General features: G+C 57.2%; 22 protein-coding genes. 11 read left to right on the top strand and 11 right to left on the bottom strand.

Features of this window, described 5'->3' with window-relative positions:
• Both H573_RS0105930 and H573_RS0105935 read left to right on the top strand, forming a co-directional pair.
• On the top strand, positions 1–313 hold a 313-nt coding region (locus H573_RS0105930), incomplete at its 5' end, for an integrase core domain-containing protein (protein WP_027873460.1).
• Between the two features lie 35 nt (positions 314–348).
• On the top strand, positions 349–612 hold the full coding sequence (locus H573_RS0105935; RefSeq protein WP_036255958.1) for a hypothetical protein: 264 nt from the start codon (positions 349–351) through the stop codon (positions 610–612).
• Between the two features lie 445 nt (positions 613–1,057).
• Here the strand turns inward: H573_RS0105935 and H573_RS19870 are convergent, their stop codons facing one another.
• Together H573_RS19870 and H573_RS0105950 are read right to left on the bottom strand one after the other, a co-directional pair.
• Positions 1,058–1,210 carry a CcdB family protein gene (locus H573_RS19870; protein WP_036256026.1) on the bottom strand — a complete coding sequence of 51 codons (153 nt, stop codon included), beginning with the start codon at positions 1,208–1,210 and terminating at the stop codon, positions 1,058–1,060.
• Positions 1,210–1,452 (bottom strand): type II toxin-antitoxin system CcdA family antitoxin, encoded by a 243-nt coding sequence (locus tag H573_RS0105950; RefSeq protein ID WP_027873462.1) that lies wholly within the window; start codon positions 1,450–1,452, stop codon positions 1,210–1,212. The genes H573_RS19870 and H573_RS0105950 overlap by 1 nt, the downstream gene beginning before the upstream one ends.
• A gap of 162 nt (positions 1,453–1,614) precedes the next feature.
• Here H573_RS0105950 and H573_RS0105955 point away from each other — a divergent pair, with 162 nt between their 5' ends.
• Positions 1,615–1,857: a TIGR02450 family Trp-rich protein gene (locus tag H573_RS0105955; RefSeq protein ID WP_234701843.1), complete on the top strand. Its 243-nt coding sequence runs from the start codon at positions 1,615–1,617 to the stop codon at positions 1,855–1,857.
• Positions 1,858–1,912: 55 nt separating this feature from the next.
• Here the strand turns inward: H573_RS0105955 and H573_RS18885 are convergent, their stop codons facing one another.
• Positions 1,913–2,350 carry a PaaI family thioesterase gene (locus H573_RS18885; protein WP_051171051.1) on the bottom strand — a complete coding sequence of 146 codons (438 nt, stop codon included), beginning with the start codon at positions 2,348–2,350 and terminating at the stop codon, positions 1,913–1,915.
• Between the two features lie 206 nt (positions 2,351–2,556).
• Positions 2,557–3,915 carry a cytochrome P450 gene (locus H573_RS0105965; RefSeq protein ID WP_027873464.1) on the bottom strand — a complete coding sequence of 453 codons (1,359 nt, stop codon included), beginning with the start codon at positions 3,913–3,915 and terminating at the stop codon, positions 2,557–2,559.
• Between the two features lie 288 nt (positions 3,916–4,203).
• Between H573_RS0105965 and H573_RS0105975 the strand changes: the two genes are divergently transcribed.
• The 6 genes from H573_RS0105975 to H573_RS0106000 all read left to right on the top strand — a co-directional run bounded on the left by H573_RS0105975 (position 4,204) and on the right by H573_RS0106000 (position 11,537).
• On the top strand, positions 4,204–5,376 hold the full coding sequence (locus tag H573_RS0105975; RefSeq protein ID WP_027873466.1) for an acyl-CoA dehydrogenase family protein: 1,173 nt from the start codon (positions 4,204–4,206) through the stop codon (positions 5,374–5,376).
• Positions 5,377–5,411: 35 nt separating this feature from the next.
• On the top strand, positions 5,412–6,185 hold the full coding sequence (locus H573_RS0105980; protein ID WP_027873467.1) for a 3-hydroxyacyl-CoA dehydrogenase: 774 nt from the start codon (positions 5,412–5,414) through the stop codon (positions 6,183–6,185).
• 122 nt (positions 6,186–6,307) lie between these two features.
• Entirely contained in the window at positions 6,308–7,486 is a 1,179-nt protein-coding gene (locus H573_RS0105985; protein ID WP_027873468.1) for an acyl-CoA dehydrogenase family protein, read from the top strand.
• A gap of 9 nt (positions 7,487–7,495) precedes the next feature.
• Positions 7,496–8,626, top strand: coding sequence for an acyl-CoA dehydrogenase family protein (locus H573_RS0105990; RefSeq protein ID WP_027873469.1), 1,131 nt, complete (start codon positions 7,496–7,498; stop codon positions 8,624–8,626).
• Between the two features lie 42 nt (positions 8,627–8,668).
• Entirely contained in the window at positions 8,669–10,222 is a 1,554-nt protein-coding gene (locus tag H573_RS0105995) for a long-chain-fatty-acid--CoA ligase (RefSeq protein WP_036255960.1), read from the top strand.
• Positions 10,223–10,304: 82 nt separating this feature from the next.
• Positions 10,305–11,537, top strand: a complete 1,233-nt coding sequence (locus H573_RS0106000; RefSeq protein WP_027873471.1) for an iron-containing alcohol dehydrogenase — start codon at positions 10,305–10,307, stop codon at positions 11,535–11,537.
• 98 nt (positions 11,538–11,635) lie between these two features.
• On the opposite strand, the gene H573_RS0106005 is transcribed toward H573_RS0106000, so the two are convergent.
• Positions 11,636–13,168, bottom strand: a complete 1,533-nt coding sequence (locus tag H573_RS0106005) for a hypothetical protein (protein WP_027873472.1) — start codon at positions 13,166–13,168, stop codon at positions 11,636–11,638.
• A 108-nt stretch (positions 13,169–13,276) separates the two neighbouring features.
• The gene (locus H573_RS0106010) at positions 13,277–14,335 is read right to left on the bottom strand and encodes a helix-turn-helix domain-containing protein (RefSeq protein ID WP_154653849.1); all 1,059 of its coding nucleotides are present in this window, start codon (positions 14,333–14,335) and stop codon (positions 13,277–13,279) included.
• Positions 14,336–14,540: 205 nt separating this feature from the next.
• Here H573_RS0106010 and H573_RS0106015 point away from each other — a divergent pair, with 205 nt between their 5' ends.
• Positions 14,541–15,554, top strand: coding sequence for an AraC family transcriptional regulator (locus tag H573_RS0106015; RefSeq protein WP_027873474.1), 1,014 nt, complete (start codon positions 14,541–14,543; stop codon positions 15,552–15,554).
• A 95-nt stretch (positions 15,555–15,649) separates the two neighbouring features.
• Positions 15,650–16,090: a nuclear transport factor 2 family protein gene (locus tag H573_RS0106020; protein WP_027873475.1), complete on the top strand. Its 441-nt coding sequence runs from the start codon at positions 15,650–15,652 to the stop codon at positions 16,088–16,090.
• A gap of 29 nt (positions 16,091–16,119) precedes the next feature.
• On the opposite strand, the gene H573_RS0106025 is transcribed toward H573_RS0106020, so the two are convergent.
• The 5 genes from H573_RS0106025 to rsxB are packed head-to-tail and all read right to left on the bottom strand — an operon-like array spanning position 16,120 to position 21,530.
• Positions 16,120–16,833 (bottom strand): electron transport complex subunit E, encoded by a 714-nt coding sequence (locus H573_RS0106025; RefSeq protein ID WP_027873476.1) that lies wholly within the window; start codon positions 16,831–16,833, stop codon positions 16,120–16,122.
• Entirely contained in the window at positions 16,826–17,464 is a 639-nt protein-coding gene (gene rsxG, locus H573_RS0106030; protein WP_027873477.1) for an electron transport complex subunit RsxG, read from the bottom strand. Before rsxG ends, H573_RS0106025 begins: the two co-directional genes overlap by 8 nt.
• The gene (gene rsxD, locus H573_RS0106035) at positions 17,464–18,513 is read right to left on the bottom strand and encodes an electron transport complex subunit RsxD (RefSeq protein ID WP_027873478.1); all 1,050 of its coding nucleotides are present in this window, start codon (positions 18,511–18,513) and stop codon (positions 17,464–17,466) included. Before rsxD ends, rsxG begins: the two co-directional genes overlap by 1 nt.
• A gap of 2 nt (positions 18,514–18,515) precedes the next feature.
• Entirely contained in the window at positions 18,516–20,897 is a 2,382-nt protein-coding gene (gene rsxC / locus H573_RS0106040; protein ID WP_027873479.1) for an electron transport complex subunit RsxC, read from the bottom strand.
• A 27-nt stretch (positions 20,898–20,924) separates the two neighbouring features.
• Positions 20,925–21,530 (bottom strand): electron transport complex subunit RsxB, encoded by a 606-nt coding sequence (gene rsxB / locus H573_RS0106045; protein ID WP_027873480.1) that lies wholly within the window; start codon positions 21,528–21,530, stop codon positions 20,925–20,927.
• Between the last annotated feature and the right edge of the window lie 7 nt (positions 21,531–21,537).

The raw sequence follows: 21,537 nt of genomic DNA on the forward strand, positions 1-21,537 counted from the left end.
AGATCAGGGCGTTCAATACACCAGTTTGCGCTTCCGGCAACATCTGTGGCGCTACCAGATTAAGCAGAGCATGAGTCGGCGGGCCAACTGCTGGGATAACGCGCCAATGGAACGGTTCTTCCGCAGCTTGAAAACCGAGTGGGTACCGGAAACGGGATACCGCTCTTTTGCTGAAGCGAAGCAGTCGATCACGGATTATGTGATTGGCTACTACAGCGGAATCAGGCCGCATCGACACAACGATGACCTGCCGCCAAATGTGGCAGAAAGTATGTACTGGAAAACTTATAAACCCGTGGCCAGTTTTACTTGACCACTACACTCTTTCTTCTGAAAAGGAAGGAACATGTGGCGGACGTTCCCTATTTACAATTTGTGACAGCCTTCGGTAATAGTATGTATCAAATAGTATTGCCGATGCCGGAACAAGACTGCAGAATATTGAATAAATCTATTCAGCTTTCTCTTTTTCCAACCCCCTTCAATAAAAAAAATAAATACGGACTAACGTTAGATCGCCAATTAGACTTAAGTAGCTATGAAATCGTAAAAAATGAAGAACAAGTTCTATACATGGGGTTCGAAAGTGTGGTCGTGGATAAAGCCCCTTAACAAGTGCAGGCAATTTTTTCCTTTCGGTCGCCGGACACCCGAAAGGAACGTTCCCCTAATTAGTAGACGCCTATCTCAACCTGGAGGTAGGCAAGTATGGCAAAGATTCATAGCAAAGAACGGGTTATTAAATGCGCGGTTGATTATAAAATCAAAGTGGTAGTGCTAACCGAAAAGCTCGATGCATACACAGCCCAGATTGCAGAGATATTGGGCGTTCGGCCGGTGACGTTTTATCGTTGGCGGCTTTGAAAAACGAGAACAACTTCTTAAAAAAAGTGGGAACAGTATCTGAAAGATCAGAAGCAGGCCGACTGCGATTCATAGAAACGCATCGGGGTGCGTTTGGTGGCAGATACTTATGTAAGCGCTTAGCGGCTGCCGGGCGCCCATGTCAGGGCGCCGCTTATTGTTAGTTCCCAATTTTTACAATGGGGCACAGGTTTTAGGGAAATTTTTTTGCATCCTGTACCGGAGAAGTCGATATAACGACGCGACTATTGAGATCATCGAGTAGGTCGGTTTGTACATCCACGAAGAAAGGGTAGGTTGCGTGGCTATCAGAATCTGGATTCTCGTATAGGTCGAATTGCTTCATTAGAAGCCCCGATGTTTGTCAGCAAAGAGCCCGCTTTCTGCAAGGCGATTGCAGTTCTCTATGGCTTGTTTGTTGTCTTCGCGCCATTTTCTGCGTTTGCTTGCTCTGACTTCCTCTTCCAGTGCTCGCTCAAGGGTAGCAGAAAGGTTTACTTTTAAGCTCTTTGCCTCGGCAAGTAATCTGCTGTTTATGCTAAGGTTTGTGGCTTTTTTTGGAGCCTTTTTATCAAATATCCCGCGCATTCCAGAATCTCCTGTATGCACTATGCGTATACAGTGTGCGCATGATAGCAGTAAGGCATTTAAAAAAACAAAGCTGACCGTCGCCGGAGAGCGTCGTGAACCGCAGAGGGTGCGTATATCTGCTAAGTACCTGCAGTCGTACAATCCCGTGGCCTTAGTACTATGAGCCGCAAAGGAGCAAACTTCACCATGAACCCCATCAATCCCAAAAAACTCCTCCACAGCAAGTGGACGGCGGTTCAGCCAGTCAACAAAGAAAAGCACTTTATGGTGACGGAGGTGGAATTTGATGAAGAGGGTGTGGTGGTGGACTGTGTGATCGAGGCGGTGATGTCCAAGCGCACCGAGTCGATTGACTGGACGGTGTTGAAGAATACGGATAACTGGCGGCAGGGGTGGAAGTAGCGTTTGCTCTGCTTGCACCATTTCGTTCCACTGCCGGTTTCTTGCCGATTAACCCTTAAGCAGGCAACTTTCGTAGTGTGGCGCTAAAGCTGCACAGTATCTTTCCTGCCTGATTGAGCGTGCCGCGCGTAAAGCCCATGCGGCCGGTTTCCTGAAGTAGTTCAACATCGGCGATTATGTCTTGCCCGAGCTTTCCGCCCTGTAAAAACTGCATACTGAAATCGATGGTGACGACGCGTCCTAATGCTACGCAGCGCTCGGTATAGAGCGGCAGATAAAACACTTGTTCAGCGCGCGCGGCGAGGTAGCCGCCGTGTATGCCGTGCTGAATGTTTTTACTGTTGTCGTCGCACCCAAAGCGGGCCTGGGCGTTGTTATTGCCGAGTTTACGAAATTCAAACGCGCCAAGGTGGCTGTCGAAGGAGGTGCCTTCTACCATCGGCATGGTTTGCCAGTCTGAGCTTTCGCATTCGGGGAAGTAAGGAGCGGGCATGGTGGTTTTCTCGTGCAGTTATGTTGTGTGGTGGCCTACTTATTCATCGCTGTGCTGTCTAACGGCGCACGGCGGTGCTTGGCGCGAAGGCACGCAGGACGTTCGCGCATTGCGATAGCGGTATATTTTCAGGCATAAGTATCCACTGAAAATAAAAACGACGGCCCGTGTACGCGGGCCGTCGTTAGTTGGTTTTGCTAGTGCTTTCAGATGGGCTCAAAACTCACGGGCAAGCCGTCGGCAGGGAAGATTAGCGGCACCCAGCTGCGGGGCATTTCATAGCCGTCTTTCACTTTTATGTTGTAGCGGCGCAGCAGGTGGAACAGGAACAGCTTGGTTTGCACCTCGGCAAAGTTCAGGCCCAGGCATTTGTGTGCGCCGCCGCCAAAGGGCACCCATTGGAAGAAGTGTTTTTTGTCTTCGGCGCGTTCTTTGGAAAAGCGCTCGGGGTCGAAGTCATTGGGCTTGCTCCAATACTCTTCCATGTAGTGTGTGAGTAGTGGGGAGATGGCCACTGCGGTGTTTTTGGGCACGTGGTAGCCAAAAATGTCCATGTCTTTCAGGGTGCGGCGCGGAATGGCCGGCACGGGGGGATACATGCGCAGGGCTTCTTTAAACACCAGCTTACTGTCGTCGAGTTTATTCAGGTCGTCGTAGTCGAGCTGGTCTTTGCCGATGGCCGCGTATTCCTCGCGCAGTCGCTGCTGCCACGCGGGGTTCTTGGCCAGTGCGTAAACAATGGAGCACAGCGTGCTGGTTGTGGTGTCGTGGGCAGCGAACAGCAGGAAAATAATATGGTCGCGCACCGCTTCGTCGGAGAAGTAGTTGCCGTCTTCATCGGTGGCGTGGCAGATCTGCGAGAAAATATCCCGGCCTTCGTGTTTGCGCTTGTCGTCGATATGCGCCATCACAAAGTGTTCTAAATGCTTGCGGCCGGTCAGGCCGCGATGCCAAAGCGTGCCGGGGATGGGGAGCTTTAATACCGCCATTGAGGCAAGCATGGTGTCCACAAAGGCGGTATTCACGCCGCTGGCTTCTTCGCCCATTTCCACACCTAGAAACACCTCGGCGGCCACTTCCAGCAGCAGTTGTTTTACGGCGTGTTGAAAGTGGAACTCTTTGCCCTTGGGCCACTCTTCCAGACCGCGCTCCAGGTGCGGGCTCATGGTGTGCAAATAGCCTTCGATAGAAGCCTTTTTAAACGCGCCTTGCAGAATTTTACGGTCGTAGCGGTGGGCCTCGGCGTCTTTCAGCATCAGCCCGTTGGGGAACAGCCTGTCCAGTAATGGGTTCCAGGCCAACATGCTGGAGAACTGCCCGTCGCTGTTTTTCAGTACCAGTTCGTTCGCTTCCGGGCCGAGCAGGGTCAGGCTGTGTTGGAAAAGGGTGTTGCCGCGCGAAATTTTGCCGTATTTGCGGTAGCGCATTTCGGTGAGCGCTTTGTAGTTCTTCAAAAAACTGAAGGTCTGGCCGAACAGGGGCAGGCCGCTGTCACCAGGAATATGCGTCAGCTTGCGATTGGGTTGGCGCGGGTAGTCTTGGTAGTCAACGCTGGTGCTGTTCATGGTGTTCCTCGTTGTGGCTAGCCGCAGTGCGGCACATCTTGGCAGACACAGTAGGGCAGGCGTTTTTTAGGGTCTAGTCGGCAGGCGACGGCGGTGGTCGATGCGCGCCAGTGGGCAGGGGATTCCCGTTTTTTGTAAGAAAATGTCAAGTGGTTGTCACGGTCAATCATTGCCGCTTTGGGGGCGGCGAGGCGATGCTGTGCGTCGACACGCAGTGCCGAGCCTCGGCTCTGGCAGGAAAAACAAACCTCGGCGCCAGCGCGCCGATTGAATAACGAGAGAAGAACCATGCTTCCCAGAGATTTTACAGAAGAGCAGCAAATGTTTCGTTCGGCCTACCGCAAATTCCTGGAACAGGAAGTGGCCCCGAATGTGGATGCCTGGCGCGAGCAGGGCATTGTTGACCGGGAGGTATTTAAAAAGGCCGGTGAGCAGGGCTTTTTGATGGTTTGGCCCGACGAGCAATACGGCGGCATGGGCGACCGCGACTTCCGTTTTGAGCAGATCATTATTGAAGAGACCGCCAACGTTTACGCAGGTGATTGGGCGAACACCCTGCACAGCCGTTTGGTTGGCCCCTATATCGACCGCTTTGGCAGTGAAGAACAAAAGGCGCGCTTTTTGCCGCGCTGTGTGAGTGGTGAATTGATTCTGGCCGTGGCGATGACCGAGCCCGACGCCGGTTCCGACCTTGCGGGTATGCGCGCCGTGGCTAAAGACATGGGTGACCACTGGCTGCTAAGCGGTAACAAAACGTATATCACCAACGGCATTAATTCCGACGTGGTGGTCGTAGCGGCCAAGACCGACCCGGAAAACAACCCCCACGCGATGGGCCTGTTTTTGGTGGAGCGCGGCATGGAAGGCTTCGAGCGCGGCCGCAATTTGAAGAAGATGGGTATGAAGGCGCAGGACACCGCCGAACTGTTCTTCAATGAAGTGCGTATTCCCAAAGAGAACGTACTGGGCGACCCAACCATGGGCTTTATTTACCTGATGGAAGGCCTGGCTGAAGAACGCTTGATTGGCGCCTGCGGCTTTTTGTCTTCAGCGCAGAAGGCGTTTGAAGTGACGCGCGACTTCTGTGAGCAGCGCAAGGTGTTTGGTAAGCCGCTGTCAAAAATGCAGAACACCCAGTTCAAAATGGCCGAACTGCGCACCGAATTGGATGTGGCGCAGGCCTATGTCGACCAGTGTGTTGCCGTGCATAACCGTGGCCAATTAACGGCGGAAGATGCTGCCAAAGCCAAGCTGTATACCAGTGAGTTGCTGTGCCGCATGGTTGATGAGGGCGTGCAGCTGCACGGTGGTGCGGGTTACATGGACGAGTATCCGATTTCCCGTATGTACTGCGATGCGCGGATTACCCGCATTTTTGCCGGTACCTCAGAAATTATGAAGCTGATTATTGCCCGCGATGTATTTGCCGACAGCTTCGTTCCCTTTGTTGATCGCGCCTAGGCGCGGTTTCACTCATAACGTTTAGGAGTAGAAAGATGGATGTAAACGGAAAAGTTGCCCTGGTCACCGGTGGTGCATCGGGTTTGGGTAAGGCGACGGTTGAGTCGATTGTGGCGGCGGGCGGCAAGGTCGCCATTCTGGATATGAACGAAGCCCTCGGTCAGGCCCTGGCTGAGCAGCTGGGCAGCGACAACGCGCTGTTTGTTGCCACCAATGTGGCGGACGAAGCCTCTGTTGAAGCGGCGGTGAAGGCCTGTTTGGAGGCCTTCGGCGCGATTCACATCTGCTGTAATTTCGCCGGTATTGGCAACGCCATTAAAACAGTGGGCAAGCAGGGCGCCTTCCCGCTGGACCAGTTTAAACGTGTGATCGACATTAACCTTGTGGGCTCGTTCAATGTGCTGCGATTGGCGGCTGAAGCCATGGCCAAGCAAGACCCCATTGACGAATTTGGTGGCCGCGGGGTGATTATCAACACCGCATCGGTTGCCGCCTTCGACGGCCAAATTGGCCAGGCTGCTTACAGCGCCAGTAAAGGCGGTGTTGTTGGCATGACCCTGCCGATCGCCCGCGACCTGGCGAGCTACGGCATTCGTGTAAACACCATTGCACCGGGTTTGATCGACACGCCGCTGTTGGCGTCTTTGCCTGAAGAAGCGCGCCAGTCGTTGGCGCAGTCGGTACTTAACCCCAAGCGCCTCGGCCAGCCCGAGGAAATTGCCAGCCTGGCGATGCACATAATCGCCAACGACTACCTCAATGCTGAAGTGATCCGTATGGATGGCGGCATTCGCATGCAGCCGCGGTAAGTCTGCTTGCCCCGGGTCGGCCGCTGCCAACAAACGGCGCCCGGGGACTAACCCCTTTCTGTACGCTGCTGATAGCCTAGATTCAGGATGCAGCGTGGCCTGCCAATAATAGAGAGAAAGCTATGCACGCGACATTTTCTGCAGAAGAGCTCGCCTTCCAAGAGGAAGTTCGGGCGTTTTTGCGCGACAACTTTAACGACGATATGGCCGCGCGAATTCGCGACCCCAAGACCTTTAAAGCCGCAACCATCGAGTGGCAGAAAAAGCGTTTCGACAAGGGTTGGGTGGCGCCGGGCTGGCCGGTTGAGCACGGCGGCTGTGGTTGGAGCGACACCCAAAAATATATTTTCGACAGCGCCCTGGCCGAAGCCGGCGCGCCGGATGTGCCGCCCTTCGGTTTGAAGATGGTCGGGCCGGTGATTTATACCTTTGGCACCGAGGAACAAAAGCAGCAATTCTTGCCCGGCATTCTCAATGGTGACACCTGGTGGTGCCAGGGCTACTCCGAGCCGGGCGCGGGCAGTGACCTGGCCGGTTTGCAAACTCGCGCCGAACGCGATGGCGACGACTATGTGATTAACGGCACCAAAATCTGGACCACTTACGCCCAGTACGCCGATTGGATCTTTGCATTGGTACGCACTGACAACAGCGGCAAGCCGCAGCAGGGCATCAGCTTCTTGCTGATTGATATGCGCACGCCAGGCATCACCGTTTCGCCGATTATTGCCATTGATGGTGAGCACCACTTAAACGAAGTCAGCTTTGAAAACGTGCGGGTGCCGGTGGTGAACCGCATCGGTGAAGAGAATCAGGGTTGGACCTACGCCAAGGCGCTGCTCAGCCACGAGCGCACCGCGCTGTCTGGTATTGCTTACTGCAAACAAGTGCTGAACAACGTGCGCAAGCTGGCGGCCGATGAGAACGACGACGGCCAGCCGCTGTTGAATAACCCCACGTTTCAGGCGCGCATGGCCGACATTGAAATGGAGTTGATGGCGCTGGAATACACCGAGCTGCGCGTGCTGGCCACCGTGGCCAATGGCGGCGCACCGGGCATGGAGTCGTCCTTGCTCAAGCTCAAAGGTACGGAGCTGCAACAGGCTGTGCAGAATTTGTTTTTCGATGTGGCGGGGCTGTACGGCAGCGTGCTGCCGGCCGATGCTGATTTGTCATCGCTGGGCCATGACTACGGCGACCAAGCGCGACGGGAGTACATGTACGGTCGGGCCTGCACCATTTACGGCGGCAGTAACGAAGTACAAAAAAATATCATCGCGAAATTTGGGCTGGGGCTGTAGGAGGGCGTTATGGATTTTTCACTCAATGCTGAGCAGCAACTGCTCAAAGACAGTATCGATAAATATATGGCCGAGCGCTACGGCGCCGACCAACGCAGACAGTACCTGGCTGAAGGGACAGGTTTTTCCGCCAAGGTGTGGCAGGACTACGCCGAGCTGGGTTGGCTGACCGTGCCCCTGCCCGAAGCGGAAGGTGGCTTTGGCGGTTCGGTGGTGGATACCTCCGTACTAATGGAAGCCATGGGCCGCAGCGTTGCCGTTGAGCCCTATCTGGGTTCGATTCTGCTGGGCGCTCAGTTGATTGCGCTCGGCAATAACGCGGCAGTAAAAGGCCGCTACCTGGAAGAAATTATGGCGGGCAGCTGCCACGCCGCGTTCGCCTATCAGGAACGTCGTAGCCGCCACCAGCTCGATGCCATGGACTGCCGCGCAGAGCGCAGCGCTGACGGATATCGCCTGAGCGGCAGTAAAACGCTGGTGCTCAATGGCGCGGCCGCCGATGTGCTGGTTGTGGCCGCATGGCTGGATGACGCTTACACACTGTTTGCGGTGCCCGCGACGAGCAATGGCGTACAGCGCGATGCCTTCAAATTGATGGACGGCCAGCGCGTCGCGAATATTCAATTCGATGCGGTGGAGCTCGCTGGCGATAGCGTGATCTGCGAGGGCGATGCCGCCCTGGCAATGGTCGAAACGGTGATTGCCGAAGCGACCATTGCGGTGTCGGCTCAAGCGGTTGGCGCGATGGAAAAGCTGCTGAAAGAAACAGTGGAATACAGCAATACCCGCAAGCAGTTTGGCCAGCCCATCGGCAAATTCCAGGCCCTACAACACCGCATGGTGGACATGTACACGGCTACTGAGCAATGCCGTTCGCTACTGGTGCGTGCGCTGTGTTCGCACAGTGGTGGCGAAGCGCAGGCAGCCAGTGATACGGCGGCACTGAAAGCCATGGTCGGCAAACACGGCCGCGCAGTCGCCGAGGAAGCGGTGCAGCTTCACGGCGGTATGGGCGTGACCGAAGAGCTGAGCATTGGCGACTACTTAAAGCGACTAATGGTTATCGACACCCTGTTCGGTGACAGTGATTGGCAACGTCGGCGGTTTGCGGCGCTGCGCTACGGGCCGCAGGCCGCGTAGCGGGGCGCGCGCCCTCTGATAAAAACGATAAGGAAGACACCCATGTTTGATAGTTTTGTTGAGTACCTGGCCTTTCAGGCAAAAATGCGCCCCGAAGCGCCCTTTGGCAATGACGCAGACGGCCATTTGAGCTACGCCGAGGCGTGGCAGAAAATGGGGCACGTCGCAGCGCGCTTGCAGGCGCGCGGCATCACCAAGGGTGACCGAGTGGCCATTCTCAGCAAGAACTCCCTGGACAACTTCCTGGTTTTTCTTGGTTGTGCGCGCGCCGGTGTGGTGCCGGTAGGCATTAACTACCGCCTTACCGCTGATGAAGTGGGCTTTATTGCTGAAGACGCCGAGGCTCGAATGCTGTTTGTCGACGGCGAATTTGCACCGTTGATCGGCTCCTATCTGGCCGGTGTGGAGCAGGTTTCTATTGTGGGTGATGTCGATGGCGCAGTGCCCTTAAACGAGTGGTTGGGCGAAGCACTGACGCCGGACGCGGTGACCCTGAACGGCGACGATGTGCTGTTTCAAATGTACACCAGCGGCACCACCGGTTTGCCTAAGGGTACCTTGCTGACCCACCGCAATTTGATCTGTAACAGCATTCAAGCGCCGCTGACCACTGGCCGCGCGCCGCGCGCCGGTGACCGCGCCTTAATTATCGCGCCTACCTTCCATGCCCTGGGCTTGGTGGGTGCCTTGATGGCGGTGTATTACGGCTGCGAGTTGGTGTTGCACCGCGACTACGACCCCATTGGCATGATCGAGACCATGGCCAATGAGAACATCACCTATGTTTCCGTGGTGCCGGTGATGCTGCAGTTCTCGCTCGCCTGCATTCCCGATATCGAGAAATACGAATTCCCGAATCTGCGATGGATCAACTACGGCGCGTCGCCGATTTCGGTGGACCTATTAAAGCGCTGTTTGGAAGTCTTCGACTGCGAGTTTTATCAGGGCTATGGTCAGACGGAGTCGACCACCGCACTGACCTTCCTCACCAACGACGATCACATGCGTGCTCTGCAGGGCAAACCTGAATTGCTGCGCTCCTGCGGTCGCGCGGTGTTTGGCACCGAGTTGCGTATTGTCGATGACAAGGGCAATACGCTGCCTACCGGCGAGGTGGGTGAAATTCTCGGCCGTGGCCCACAGGTGATGAAGGGCTATTGGAAGCGCGAAGAGGCCACTGCAAAAACCGTGGTGGATGGCTGGTTGCATACCGGCGACGCCGGGTATTTGGACGAAGACGGCTATCTGTTTATTAAAGACCGTGTGAAAGATTTGATTATTTCCGGGGGCGAAAACATTTACCCCGCGGAAGTAGAAAACGTATTGATGTCTCACCCGAAAATTGCCGATGCGGCGGTGATTGGTGTGCCGGACGAAAAATGGGGCGAAGTTCCTCTGGCGGTGCTGGTGGCAGGTGAAGACGGTGAGATCACCGTCGACGAAATGGTTGAACACTGTCGCAGCTCACTGGCCGGGTTTAAAACGCCGAAGCTGATCGAATATGTGGCGGCGCTGCCACGCAACCCCAGCGGCAAAATACTGAAAAAAGAACTGCGCGCCAGTATCGTGCCTAAGTATCAGGGCGAAACTGCCTGATAAGGCATGATCCACAGGCCGGTAGCCACTGCGTATACCGAACTGGCTATTACAGAATCACTGTCCTGCTATGGAGTTAAGGATGAGTAAATTTTTTAGAACCCTGCTACAGCGCACGTATCTGGCGTTGATTGCTATTCCCTTCAAGTTGATGCCGTCGCTGGCTTATATGGCCTTCAACGGCCAGGGAAGTACGGCGCAGCTGTGTCGACATATTGCCCGCCAAGGCGCGCAGCGCGTGTTAATTGTCAGCGATAAAATTTTGGTGGAGCTGGGCATTGTCGGTAAGGCCGTTGATGTGTTGAAGGAAGAGGGTGTCGACTGCGTAATTTATGACGGCATTCTTCCCGACCCAACCTTTGCAATGGTTGATGAAGGCCTGGCACTGCAACAGCAGCACAATTGCGATGCGGTGTTGGCTATTGGTGGCGGCTCGTCAATTGATTGCGCCAAGACCATTTCCTCAGCGGCGACCAATGGCCGCGACGGTCGTAAGCTTGAGGGCTACTTCAAAGTAAAAGCGGCGCCTTTGCCGCTATTTGCACTGCCGACGACCTCTGGTACTGGCTCAGAAGCGACCATCGCTGCGGTAATTTCCGACCCAGCGAGCCATGAAAAGTGCTTTTTGGCCGACCCTAAAATGCTGCCCAAAGCAGTCGCATTGGATGCTGACCTACTGCTGGGTATGCCTGCGCCGATCACCGCCGCCACGGGGATGGATGCACTGACCCACGCGGTGGAAACCTACATAAGCCTGTGGGGCACCGAGAGCAGCAATGGCTACGGCTTTGCGGCGGTAAAAATGATTTTCGACTACCTGCCGCGTGCCTACCGTGACGGCAGCGACGCCGAGGCGCGCGAGCAAATGGCGTTGGCGGCCTACTACGCGGGTATGGCAATTAACGACGCCGGGGTGGGTAATGTTCACGCGATCGCTCACCAGTTGGGGCGCCATTACGGCACACCACACGGCCTGGCAAATGCTTTAGTCATGCCTGAGGTATTGCGCTTTATGGCCAAGGCCTCGGAAAAACCGCTGGCTGAGTTGGGGCGCTTGATTGGTGTGGCCGATGCCAGCACTGGCGATGCCCAGGCGGCAGAGAAATTTATCGATGCGGTGGCGGATTTGAATACCCGTTTGGGTGTACCCGATGTGTTGGATACGCTGCGTGAAGAGGATATTGCTGCCATTGCCGCGGATGCGGTGAAGGAAGGGGCGGGTTATCCGGTACCGGTGTTGATGAGCCGCAAAGAGTGTCAGGCGATTTTGCGTACTCTGTTAAAGCAAACCGGTGATGCGCGCGCGATGGCGTAAGTAACACGTGCCACACACTGGTGATAAGCCATAAAAAAACCGGCATTTGCCGGTTTTTTTATGGGCGGCGTTTTCAGCCGCCGCGCGTGCGGAAGGGCTTAGTCGAACCTAAACAGATTGTGCTCCTCGCCGGTGGACACTACGCCACGCCGCCCGATCATATCCTCATGCATCATTTGTGCGAGCAGGGCGTCGTCTTTCTCGGTGTGGGCGATGAAGCGTCGGCCATTGTCCAGGCTGCCAACGATAATGCCCTGCTGCGGGCCGTCGCCGTCGCAGACCACGGTAAAACTGTCCACGACACCGGGGCCTTCCGGGGCGTCATCAATGCGGGGGTGGTCTTGGCTGTCGATCTGCTGTTGCAAGGGCGCGTCGTCGCCGCGCTGCCAGTTTTGGTGAGCGGGGCGCGTGCTGTAAATACCAATGGCCTGCTTGGTCATATACCAGCCGTTGGCGGTAATCATGCCATTGGCGCCGGGTTGCTGGCGCAGTTGCTCGGCCATGGTGACGACGGCGTGCAGGCTGTAACCGTGGCCGGGGCCACCGAAGTAGGGCAGGCCGCCGGTGAGGCTCAGTGCCCGGTCACCGAAGGGGTCGATACCCAGCGCGTCGCAGGCCAGTTCAACGGCGCAGGGGAAGCAGCTGTAAATATCCATCAGAGCGATGTCGTCGATCTGGCAGTTGGCGCGCGCCAGTGCCGTTTTACCGGCTAGGGCGACGGCGTTGGACCGGGAAAGGTCCGCGCGCTCGCCAACAAACCACACATCATTCACTTCGGCGCAACCATTGAGGTAGACCCAGCGGTCTTCGGCAATGCCGAGTTCGCGTGCGGTGCCGACGGTGGTCATAATCACCGCGGCGGCCATGTCGATATTCATCTGAGCGCATAGGTATTTGTTATAGGGCAGCGCGAGACAGGGGCTGCGCTCGTTAAAGCCGGTGAGCTGCTCGGCGCTGCGTGGCCGCTGGTAGGACCAGGCGTCGGGGTTGGCGGCAGCGGTGTCGCTCAAACCCTGCATGATCTTGCCGATATGCTGCTGGTGTTGTTCAAGGCTGTGGCCATAGCGGTGGCGCAGCGCATTTTCAAACAGCGCATACATATGGGTGGGCAGCCACAAATTGTGTTTGTGTTCCTGGGCGTGGGCGCCGTCGCGTTCTGCCCAGGGCTGCTCCGTTTCGCCACTGGCGCCTTGCTGCCAGTGGCCGATATCACCGCCACCACCGAGCAGGGTGCGAAAGCTCGCGGTCAGTTCGCCGCCGCAGATCGCCACGGCGCGACGCTTACCGCGGTTGAGCTCATCGGCGAAGTGGTTGATCAACATTTGCGGGCCGTTGCCGCCGTCGGGGGCTTTCAGGCACTGGGCATTGTCAAAGCCCAAACGCTTTGCCAATTCCGGCCCGGGGAAGCGGTTAAGTAATGCGGCCAGTTCTTCCGAGACTTCCAGCAGGCTGGGCTCAGTACACAGGGCGTCAATGGCACCGCGCAGTGCATCGCCTTTGCCGGTGTTGTCCAGGGCGCCTTGCAGGGCTTCCTGAAGCGCATCGGTAGGGGTGCGCTCGGGATTGCCGGTGTCGCGGTAGGTCTGCTGGCTGACTCCGACCAGAATCGGGGTGTTGTCGGCTGCAATCATAGGTAAACCTTTTTTCTTGTTAGCAAGTTAAAGTATGGCGGTTGCCAGCTAGCCCGCTATTGTGGGGCCAGTTGGTCTACATCAGTAGGGTTTTCGACGCCAGAGTTGTCAGCCTGCGCCAGGCGGCTCTGCGCGCTGAAAGGCTTGGTAGTGCTGCCGTCGCATCGTCTGCGGGGACTGACCATAGTAATCGCTGAAGGCGCGGTTGAAATTGCTTGGGTGTTTATAACCAAGCTGGTAGGCCACCTCCTTCAAACTCATGTGCGTATTAAACAGGTACTCCCGCGCTAATTCCATGCGCACGCTCAGGCAAATTTGGCGAAAACTGTGTCCGCTTTGTTCCAAATGTCGGCGCAGGCTGCGCGGGCTTAAACGCAGTAGCTTTGCCGTTTTTGCCAAATTGAATTCGCAGTCTTGGGGGCGCGACATCAACAGCCGTTTAACCTGCGGGGCAATGCCGGCTGTGCGATAGCTCTCGCTGACGATTTGCTGCACGTGGTGAGAACAGGCAATGAGCGCCTGTTCATTGCCGCTGGGGATCGGTCGGCTCAGCCAGTGCAGGGGCAGGGCAATGGTGTTGCGCGGGGCGTCGAACACCACTTCACAGCCCAGCAATTCGCGGTAGCGCTCGGCGTGGTCGGGTGTGCTGCTGGTCAGCTCTACGTAGTCGGGCACGGCGGCGCGGCCCTCGGGCAATATCCCTTGCACATAGCGCCAGGCAGCGACGCTGCACAGCTCCATTAACAGCTGCTCGATGGGCAGGGCATTGTCGGTGAGTTCAAAGCGAATGAGCGCGTGTTGCTCGCCGCGCTCAAGGTGTACCCGCACTAAAAAGCTCGCTTCGCTGAAGGCGTGACAACTGATATTCGTGGCCTGTTCACAGTTGGCGGCGGTAAGCATGGCGTAGCCCAGCAGGCCGAGGTCGCTCAACTGCGCAAGATCGCCCAGTTCCAGTGCAATGGCAGGCGCGCCGTCGTCGCGCAGGGCGTTTAACAACACCATTACATTTATCAGCGTATCGTTGCCGGTGGCCTGCCACCAGGTCTCGCCCAGCTCGCAGCGCCGACCAAGCGCCGCGCAGTCTATGTCGGGATAGTGTTGTTGCAGTAGGCGCCAAAGTACCCGCAGTAAACGGGCACCCAGCTGCTCCATTTCTATTAATTGCACAATGAATAATCGACTATGGCCATAAATGATACAAATTGGCGGTCACTAATGATAATACTTTTAGTGGCGGAGGGGGACAAGTCTCGCTGCGAAATTGCTAGTCTGTTACGCAGTTTAGGTCATACCGGCGGCGTGCCGCCCACAACAATAACAGTGACAGATTCGCCCGCAGTGCTTTGCCTGGGCGTTTTGTAGGGAGGGTGAAATGCGAACACCAACAGTCTGCAAAGAATATCTCGATAACCTTCTAGAGTACCTTGAGGGCCAGGGCCTCAGCAGCCGGCAGCTGCAATCGGTATTGCGCCTGAATCCTCTTTCTCACATTAGTGAGCAAGGGCGCGTTCCTCTACGCTTGTTTGAAATGACCTTAGACGCCGGTGCGAACTTGCTGGGTGACCCCTGCCTTGGCGCGAAAGCGGGCACTCATTGTTCGCGCACGCCCTGGGGAATGGTGAATTATCTGGGGATGAGCGCTTCCAATACCCGCGAGGCCGTGGATGCGATGCAGCGCTTTTCACGCCTGTTGATCGACCACGGCGATATGGTGCTAAGTGAGGTTAATAGCAGCACGGCTTGCCTGAGCTGGCAACAACCGCCCCGGCAGCAGGCGTCGGTTCATGTTGTCGAATTTTTCTTTGCCAATTGGTATCGCGTCAACAAGCCGATGTTGGACCGCGGTGCCACGCGCCGAGAAGTCCACTTCGCTCACGGTGCGCAGGGGCGTGAAGCGGAAATGGGAGCCTTGTTTGAAGCGCCGGTGTCCTTCGGTAAAAAATTAAACGCGGTGCACTTCGGTCGTGAACTGCTCGACCAGCCAACGCTTTACCCCCATCCCGGTATTCACAAATCGCTGGAGCAAGCGGCGCTGATTGAGTTGTCGAATCTGCAATTTGAAGACCGATTGATCAAAGATGTGCGCGACTGCATCGTGAGTCAACTGGCCGACGGCGTGCCCCGGTTGGAGGATATTTCCGCACAGTTGGGCATTGCGCCGCGCACCTTACAGCGGCGGTTAAACAACACCGAAACCAGTTACAAAAGCTTGGTGGATGATGCCCGCAAGGAGCGCTCACTGGGGCTGATATCGCGCCGTGAACTCGGCTTGTTGGAGATTTCCGCAGAGCTTGGCTTTAGCGACCAAAGTGCTTTCCAAAAAGCGTTTAAGCGCTGGTATGGTCAGGCGCCCGGCCGCTATCGGATGATGCTGCAATCTGCTTAATGCTTGGCGCGAATCGCTGCGCCGTGGTGGGCGGCTTGACCGGCATAGCAAAATTGCGTGTAGTACTCCCTCGCTAATGCTCGAGTGAGGTCGCCGTGGACGACGCGCGTCAGATTGAAAACTTGCTGTATCTCTACGCTGAAAAAATTGATGCCGGTGACTTTGCCGGCGTCGCGGCGTTATTTCGCGACGCCGATATTGTCGCGCCGGCGCACAATAGCGTGGTGAGTGGCGAGGAGGCCGTGTTGGCGATGTACCAGCAGTCGACGCGCCTCTATGCCGATAGCAACACGCCGAAAACCCGCCACCTGATTAGTAATGTGATTATCGAACATTCGCCGGGCGCGGTCAGCGCGACGGCGCGTTCCTGCTATACCGTGCTGCAGGCCACCGATGCACTGGCCTTACAGCCTATTATCAGCGGTCGATACCGGGATGAACTGTGCAAGCGGGACGGCGTGTGGGGTTTTGCCCGCCGCGAGATGCATGTGGATTTGGTGGGCGATCTCAGCCAGCACCTGTTATTTGAGTTGTAAGGCGGACATAGGCCCGCCTAGACGTTGGCTTAGCTAATATTGCCGGTGACCCGTACGCGGCGACTGGTCGGCGCGGTGTTTTCCGCTTTGGCGGCCTCGCGCTTTTGAATCTCGCCGTCGATCACGTTTTTCAGGGCGATGATCAGGCCAGTGAAGATGAAGGCGCCGGGGGGCAATATCGCCACCAGGAAGGCCTTGTAGTCTTCAACCAAAACAATCTTCCAGGCCTTTGCGGACTCGCCGAATAACAGCTCCATATTGGCGAAGATGTGGCCCGTACCAACCACTTCGCGGATAGCGCCGAGCAGAATTAGCACCGCTGAAAAGCCCAGCCCCATAATGAAACCGTCGTACATAGACGGCAGCAGGCGGTTCTTGCTGGCGAAGGCGTCGGCGCGGCCGAGAATCACGCAATTGGTGGTAATCAGCGGCAGGAAGATGCCGAGGATCTGGAACAATTCATAGGCGAAGGCCTGCATCAACAGTTCTATGCAGGTCACGGCGGCGGCAATAATCATCACAAAGGCTGGCAGTCGCACGGCATCGGAGGTGATGTTGCGAATCAGCGACACGCAGGTATTTGATACTGTGAGTACGAAGATGGTGGCCAGCCCCATGCCGATGGCGTTGATCACCGAGCCGGTAACGGCCAGCAGTGGGCACAGGCCCAGCAGCTGCACGATGGCGGGGTTGTTTTTCCACAAGCCATTCAGGGAGATCTCGCGGTAGTTCACATCACTCATCGCCTTTCTCCTGCTTCACTTCGTCTAGCAACATGGGTCGCTGCTGCGCATAGAATTTCAGGCTGCGTTTCACGGCAGCGGTAACGGCGCGCGGCGTAATCGTGGCGCCGGTGAACTGGTCGAAGACGCCGCCATCTTTCTTCACTGTCCACTTTTCTGCTTCGGGATTAAGAAGACTGCGGCCGATAAAGCCGTCTACCCACTGGCTTTTCTTGTAGTCGATCTGGTCACCCAGCCCCGGTGTTTCGCGGTGGCTCAGTACCCGCACACCGGCCACACTGCCGTCCCGATTGACGCCGATGATCAGGTCGATATCGCCGGTGTAGCCATCGCGGGCGGTCGCCGGGAGAATCACCGCCACTACCTCACCGTTTTGTTTGGCGCGGTAGGCATTGCGCGGCTCTCGAAGGCCGAGGAGGGCATCGTCGCCAAGCGCAACGGCGTCGTCGAGCATACTATTGTCGTGGCGATCGCGGGGGATAATTTCCAGCAGGGCGCGTTCCTCAGCGGCGCGAATATTGTCCTGCACCAAGCCGCGGGTAGAGAGGTAGGTGCCGGCGATTACGCCGGTGGTCACCACGGCGAACAGTCCCAGCAGCAAACCGTTTTTCGTAATGGATTGGCCGAGCATTACGCTTTCTCCTGCGCGTTGGGCTTTTTATGCCCGTAAGTGCGCGGCTGAGTGTAGTGGTCGATGAAGGGCGCGGCAAAGTTCATTAACAGCACCGCAAAGGCGACGGCGTCAGGGTAATTGCCCCATGCGCGAATAATGTAGACCAGCACGCCGATCAATGCGCCGTAGATCACCCGCCCGCGATTGGACACTGCCGAGCTTACCGGGTCGGTAATAATGAAGAACGCACCGAACATGGTGGCGCCGCTGAACAGATTGAACAGTGCGCCGCCGCCGGAGGCAGAGCTGCCGCCGTCATTAAACAACAGAGCCATAATGGCAATCGCCAGCAGCATGCTCAGGGGCGCGTGCCAAGTGAAGACGCGGCGATAGAGTAGATACAGGCCGCCGAGCAAAAAGGCCAGGTTGACCCATTCCCAACCGATGCCCGCTACGGTGCCGAATTGCGGGGTTTGTGCCCACAGGTCGTCCACCAGTAGCGCGTCATTTTGTTTGAGAATGTCCAGCGGTGTGGCCATGCTCACGCCGTCTATGGGGGCACTGCCAATGCCGAGGCTGCGCAACAGTGCGTCGACGGGGCCGAGCAGCTCGGATGCCGGCACGGCGCCGCGCGGTGCCAGCCAGTTAGTCATTTCAACCGGGAAGGAGATCAGCAGCAATACATAGGCTGCCATTGCTGGATTAAACGGGTTGTAGCCCATACCGCCGTACATGTGCTTGCACAATAGGATGGCGAAACCGGTGCCCACCAGAATCAGCCAGAGGGGCGAGCCGGGTGGCAGGGCGATACCGAGTAAGAACGCGGTGACCAGTGCACTGCAATCGTTTAAATAAAACGCGATGGGGCGTTTGCGCAGCTTCAGGGCCAGTGCTTCAAAAGCGAGGGCGCTCAGGCTGGCCCACAACACATTGGTGAGGGTGCCAAAACCAAAAAACCAGGTGAGTGCCACCAAGCCTGGAATGGTCGCCATTAATACCAGGCGCATGACGCGGCCGGTGCTCATCGGGCCGTGGGCGTGGGGGGAACTTACTTTCAAAAACGCCATGATCAGTTCTCTTCCTGGCTAAGGGCGTCCAAGGCCTGACGAGCCTCGTCCAGCTTGCCCTGCAATTTGGCCAGGGTGTCGGACAGAATCGCGGCGTTGTCGTCGCCATCGGCCTGGGCTTGGTCGAGCTTTTGCTGGGTTTTGGCAATGCGTTTTTCCAGCGAGCTGACCGCGTTGCGCGCCTTGTCCGCCTCGCTCAACTCGGCATTGGCGTTGCGTGCGGCCAGTGCCCGGGCAATGGCCTGGGCGGCGGGGTCGTCGGCATTGCTTGCTTCGGCGGGTGGTTCAGGCTCGGCGGCGGGCAGGGCTGCTAGCTCAGCGCGCAGCTTGTCCAGCTTCGCCTGGGTTTTCTCTACGGCGGTGGCAAAGGCGGCGGCATTGGCATCGCCCTGGGCCTGTGCATCAGCGTGTTTTTGCTGGGCAGCATCGAGGCGCTTTTCTGTGCTGGCAATTTGCGTCGTCAGGCGCTCGCGGGCGGCATAGGGGCTCTCCGCTTCAGCCCCGCCTGCGCGCTTGGCCTGGGCGCGGGCGATCGCCGCGGCGGCCGGGTCGTCGCTAACACTTTCAGCGGGCGCAGGTGCCTGGCTGGCGCGGTGGGCGTCGAGCTCCTTGCGCAGTGTTTGCAACTTGCCTTCGGTTTTTTCTACGCCGCTGCGGAAGGCCTCAACATTGTCGTCATTGTTGTCGATGGCCAGCTGTAATTTTTGCTGGGCCGCTGCCAAGCGCTTTTCAGTGCTGGCCAGCTGTTTTTCCAGCCGGGCGGTTTTTTCTTCGGCAGTTTCGCTGACGGCGTCGCCACTGCGCGCGGCTTGGGCGCGGGCAATGGCCGCTTGGGCGGGGTCTTGTGACGGCGTGTCGGCGCCACCGGACTTCTTCGCCTTACTGCGGGCGATCGCAGCCTGAATAATGTCGTCTTTACTGCCGTCTTTGGTGGCAGATTGTTGCTTGGCCTTGGCCGCTTCCAGGCGCGCCTTGCGCTTGGCTTCTTTCTCGGCGGCTTCGCGTTCGATACGTGCCTGCCGCGCCTCGAAGCGCTCTTTTGAACGCTCGGCCTTTATCTTGTCTTGCTGGGCCTGACGAATTTCTGCCTTGGAGGCGCGGTAGTACTGCACCAGCGGGATATTGCTGGGGCAGACGTAGGAGCAGGCGCCGCATTCAATGCAGTCGTCGAGGTTGTGTTCCTCGAGTTTGTCGTGCTCTTGCGCGCGTGAGAACCAGTACATTTGCTGGGGCAGCAGCGATACCGGACAGGCTTCGGCGCACATGCCGCAGCGAATACAGGCTTGTGCAGGTGGCGGTGGCGGCAGCTCCTCAACGGTGGGCGCCAGCACACAGTTGCTGGTTTTAACGATGGGCACCGCGGTATCTTGCAGGGTGTAGCCCATCATCGGCCCACCCATAATCAGGCGAATACAGCGACTGGCGTCGAAGTGGCTGAGGTCGAGTAGATATTGCACCGGGGTGCCGATCAACACGTCGTAGTTGCGCGGTGTGCTGCAGGCCTCGCCGGTGACAGTGGTGACGCGAGAGATCAGCGGTTCACCGTGGCAAACGGCGCGATAGATGGCGCGAGCGCTGCCGATATTCTGACAGACAATACCGATATCGGCGGGCAGGCCGCCGGAGGGGACTTCCTTGCCGGTGAGAATTTGAATCAGCTGCTTTTCGCCGCCTGACGGGTACTTGGTGGGGAAGCTAACCACTTCAATGCCGGTGCCTTCGGCGGCAGCGCGCATGGCTGCCAGCGCTTCGGGCTTGTTGTCTTCAACGCCGATCAGGGTCTCGTTGGGCTCGACAATATGCCGCAGGATTTCGGCGCCGGCGATAATTTCGGCGGCGCGTTCCTGCATTAAAATATCGTCGGCGGTGATATAGGGCTCACACTCGGTGCCGTTGAGGATCAGTGTGTCGATGGGCTTGTCTTTTCCGCCACTGAGTTTTACCGAGCTTGGGAAACCAGCGCCGCCCATCCCGGCAATACCGGCGTTGCGGATGGTGTCGACCAGGGTGTTTTTGTCGAGGCTGCGGTAGTCACTAATGCCCTGATGGCTGATCCACTCGTCTTTGCCGTCGCAGTTGATTACCACGCATGGCGCACTCATGCCCGACGGGTGGGGGATGACACGCGGTTCAATGGCGGCTACCGTGCCGGAGCTGGGCGCGTGCACGGGCGCACTGACAAAGCCTTTGGCCTCGCCGATCATCTGACCTTTCAATACGCGATCGCCGACATTAACAATGGGCGCGGCGGGTGCGCCGATGTGCTGAGACAGCGGCACAATCAATTGGGCCGGAATACCGGCAGCGCGGATATTGTCTTGCAGTGATTGTGTTTTATTCTCGGGCGGGTGAATGCCGCCGTGAATGTCCCAAATCTTTCTCATGCTTCGTGACTATCCTCGGGCGTGCGTTCAGGCCGCTTCAATCGGCGAGTTGCCGCGGCGGTCGCTGGCGATTAGGTCTTCTGTCGGCTGCGGCTTGTCCCAGTGCCAGGTCTGCAATGTGGTCTCGATGGGCCGCATCTCTATGCAATCCACCGGGCAGGGCTCAACGCAGAGGTCACAGCCGGTGCACTCGCTCGCGATAACGGTGTGCATATGTTTGGCGGCGCCGAGTATGGCGTCGACGGGACAGGCTTGAATGCACTTGGTACAGCCGATGCATTCGTCCTCGCGAATATAGGCCACAGACGGTACGGCTTCTTCGGCGGCGTCGAGGGGTTTGGCCTCAACCCCTAGCAGGTCGGCAAGTGCGGCGATGGTCGCCTCGCCACCGGGCGGGCACTTGTTAATGTCGTCGCCATTGGCAATGGCTTCGGCATAGGGGCGGCAGCCTGGATAGCCGCATTGACCACACTGGGTTTGCGGCAGCAGCGCTTCTACCTGGTCGGCGATGGGGTCGCCTTCGGTCTTAAATTTTACCGAAGCAAAGCCCAGCAGCGCGCCGAATACCAGGCCCAGACTGACCAGTGCCAGTAGTGCTGCAGCGAAGGGGTGTTGAGTAATTAGCTCGATCATAAAGGCT

The sequence above is a fragment of the Neomelitea salexigens DSM 19753 genome (assembly GCF_000422345.1).
Taxonomy (GTDB): Bacteria; Pseudomonadota; Gammaproteobacteria; order Pseudomonadales; family Spongiibacteraceae; genus Spongiibacter; species Spongiibacter marinus_A.

Coding starts and splice junctions, on each gene's coding strand:
- H573_RS0105955 (WP_234701843.1), top strand. CDS start 1,615: ATGAGCCGCAAAGGAGCAAACTTCACCATGAACCCCATCAATCCCAAA.
- H573_RS0105990 (WP_027873469.1), top strand. CDS start 7,496: ATGGATTTTTCACTCAATGCTGAGCAGCAACTGCTCAAAGACAGTATC.
- H573_RS0106000 (WP_027873471.1), top strand. CDS start 10,305: ATGAGTAAATTTTTTAGAACCCTGCTACAGCGCACGTATCTGGCGTTG.
- rsxG (WP_027873477.1), bottom strand. CDS start 17,464: ATGCTCGGCCAATCCATTACGAAAAACGGTTTGCTGCTGGGACTGTTC.
- H573_RS0105985 (WP_027873468.1), top strand. CDS start 6,308: ATGCACGCGACATTTTCTGCAGAAGAGCTCGCCTTCCAAGAGGAAGTT.
- H573_RS0106025 (WP_027873476.1), bottom strand. CDS start 16,833: ATGAGTGATGTGAACTACCGCGAGATCTCCCTGAATGGCTTGTGGAAA.
- H573_RS0105965 (WP_027873464.1), bottom strand. CDS start 3,915: ATGAACAGCACCAGCGTTGACTACCAAGACTACCCGCGCCAACCCAAT.
- H573_RS0105950 (WP_027873462.1), bottom strand. CDS start 1,452: ATGCGCGGGATATTTGATAAAAAGGCTCCAAAAAAAGCCACAAACCTT.
- H573_RS0106005 (WP_027873472.1), bottom strand. CDS start 13,168: ATGATTGCAGCCGACAACACCCCGATTCTGGTCGGAGTCAGCCAGCAG.
- H573_RS0105975 (WP_027873466.1), top strand. CDS start 4,204: ATGCTTCCCAGAGATTTTACAGAAGAGCAGCAAATGTTTCGTTCGGCC.
- H573_RS0106015 (WP_027873474.1), top strand. CDS start 14,541: ATGCGAACACCAACAGTCTGCAAAGAATATCTCGATAACCTTCTAGAG.
- H573_RS0105980 (WP_027873467.1), top strand. CDS start 5,412: ATGGATGTAAACGGAAAAGTTGCCCTGGTCACCGGTGGTGCATCGGGT.
- rsxB (WP_027873480.1), bottom strand. CDS start 21,530: ATGATCGAGCTAATTACTCAACACCCCTTCGCTGCAGCACTACTGGCA.
- rsxD (WP_027873478.1), bottom strand. CDS start 18,513: ATGGCGTTTTTGAAAGTAAGTTCCCCCCACGCCCACGGCCCGATGAGC.
- H573_RS19870 (WP_036256026.1), bottom strand. CDS start 1,210: ATGAAGCAATTCGACCTATACGAGAATCCAGATTCTGATAGCCACGCA.
- H573_RS18885 (WP_051171051.1), bottom strand. CDS start 2,350: ATGCCCGCTCCTTACTTCCCCGAATGCGAAAGCTCAGACTGGCAAACC.
- rsxC (WP_027873479.1), bottom strand. CDS start 20,897: ATGAGAAAGATTTGGGACATTCACGGCGGCATTCACCCGCCCGAGAAT.
- H573_RS0105995 (WP_036255960.1), top strand. CDS start 8,669: ATGTTTGATAGTTTTGTTGAGTACCTGGCCTTTCAGGCAAAAATGCGC.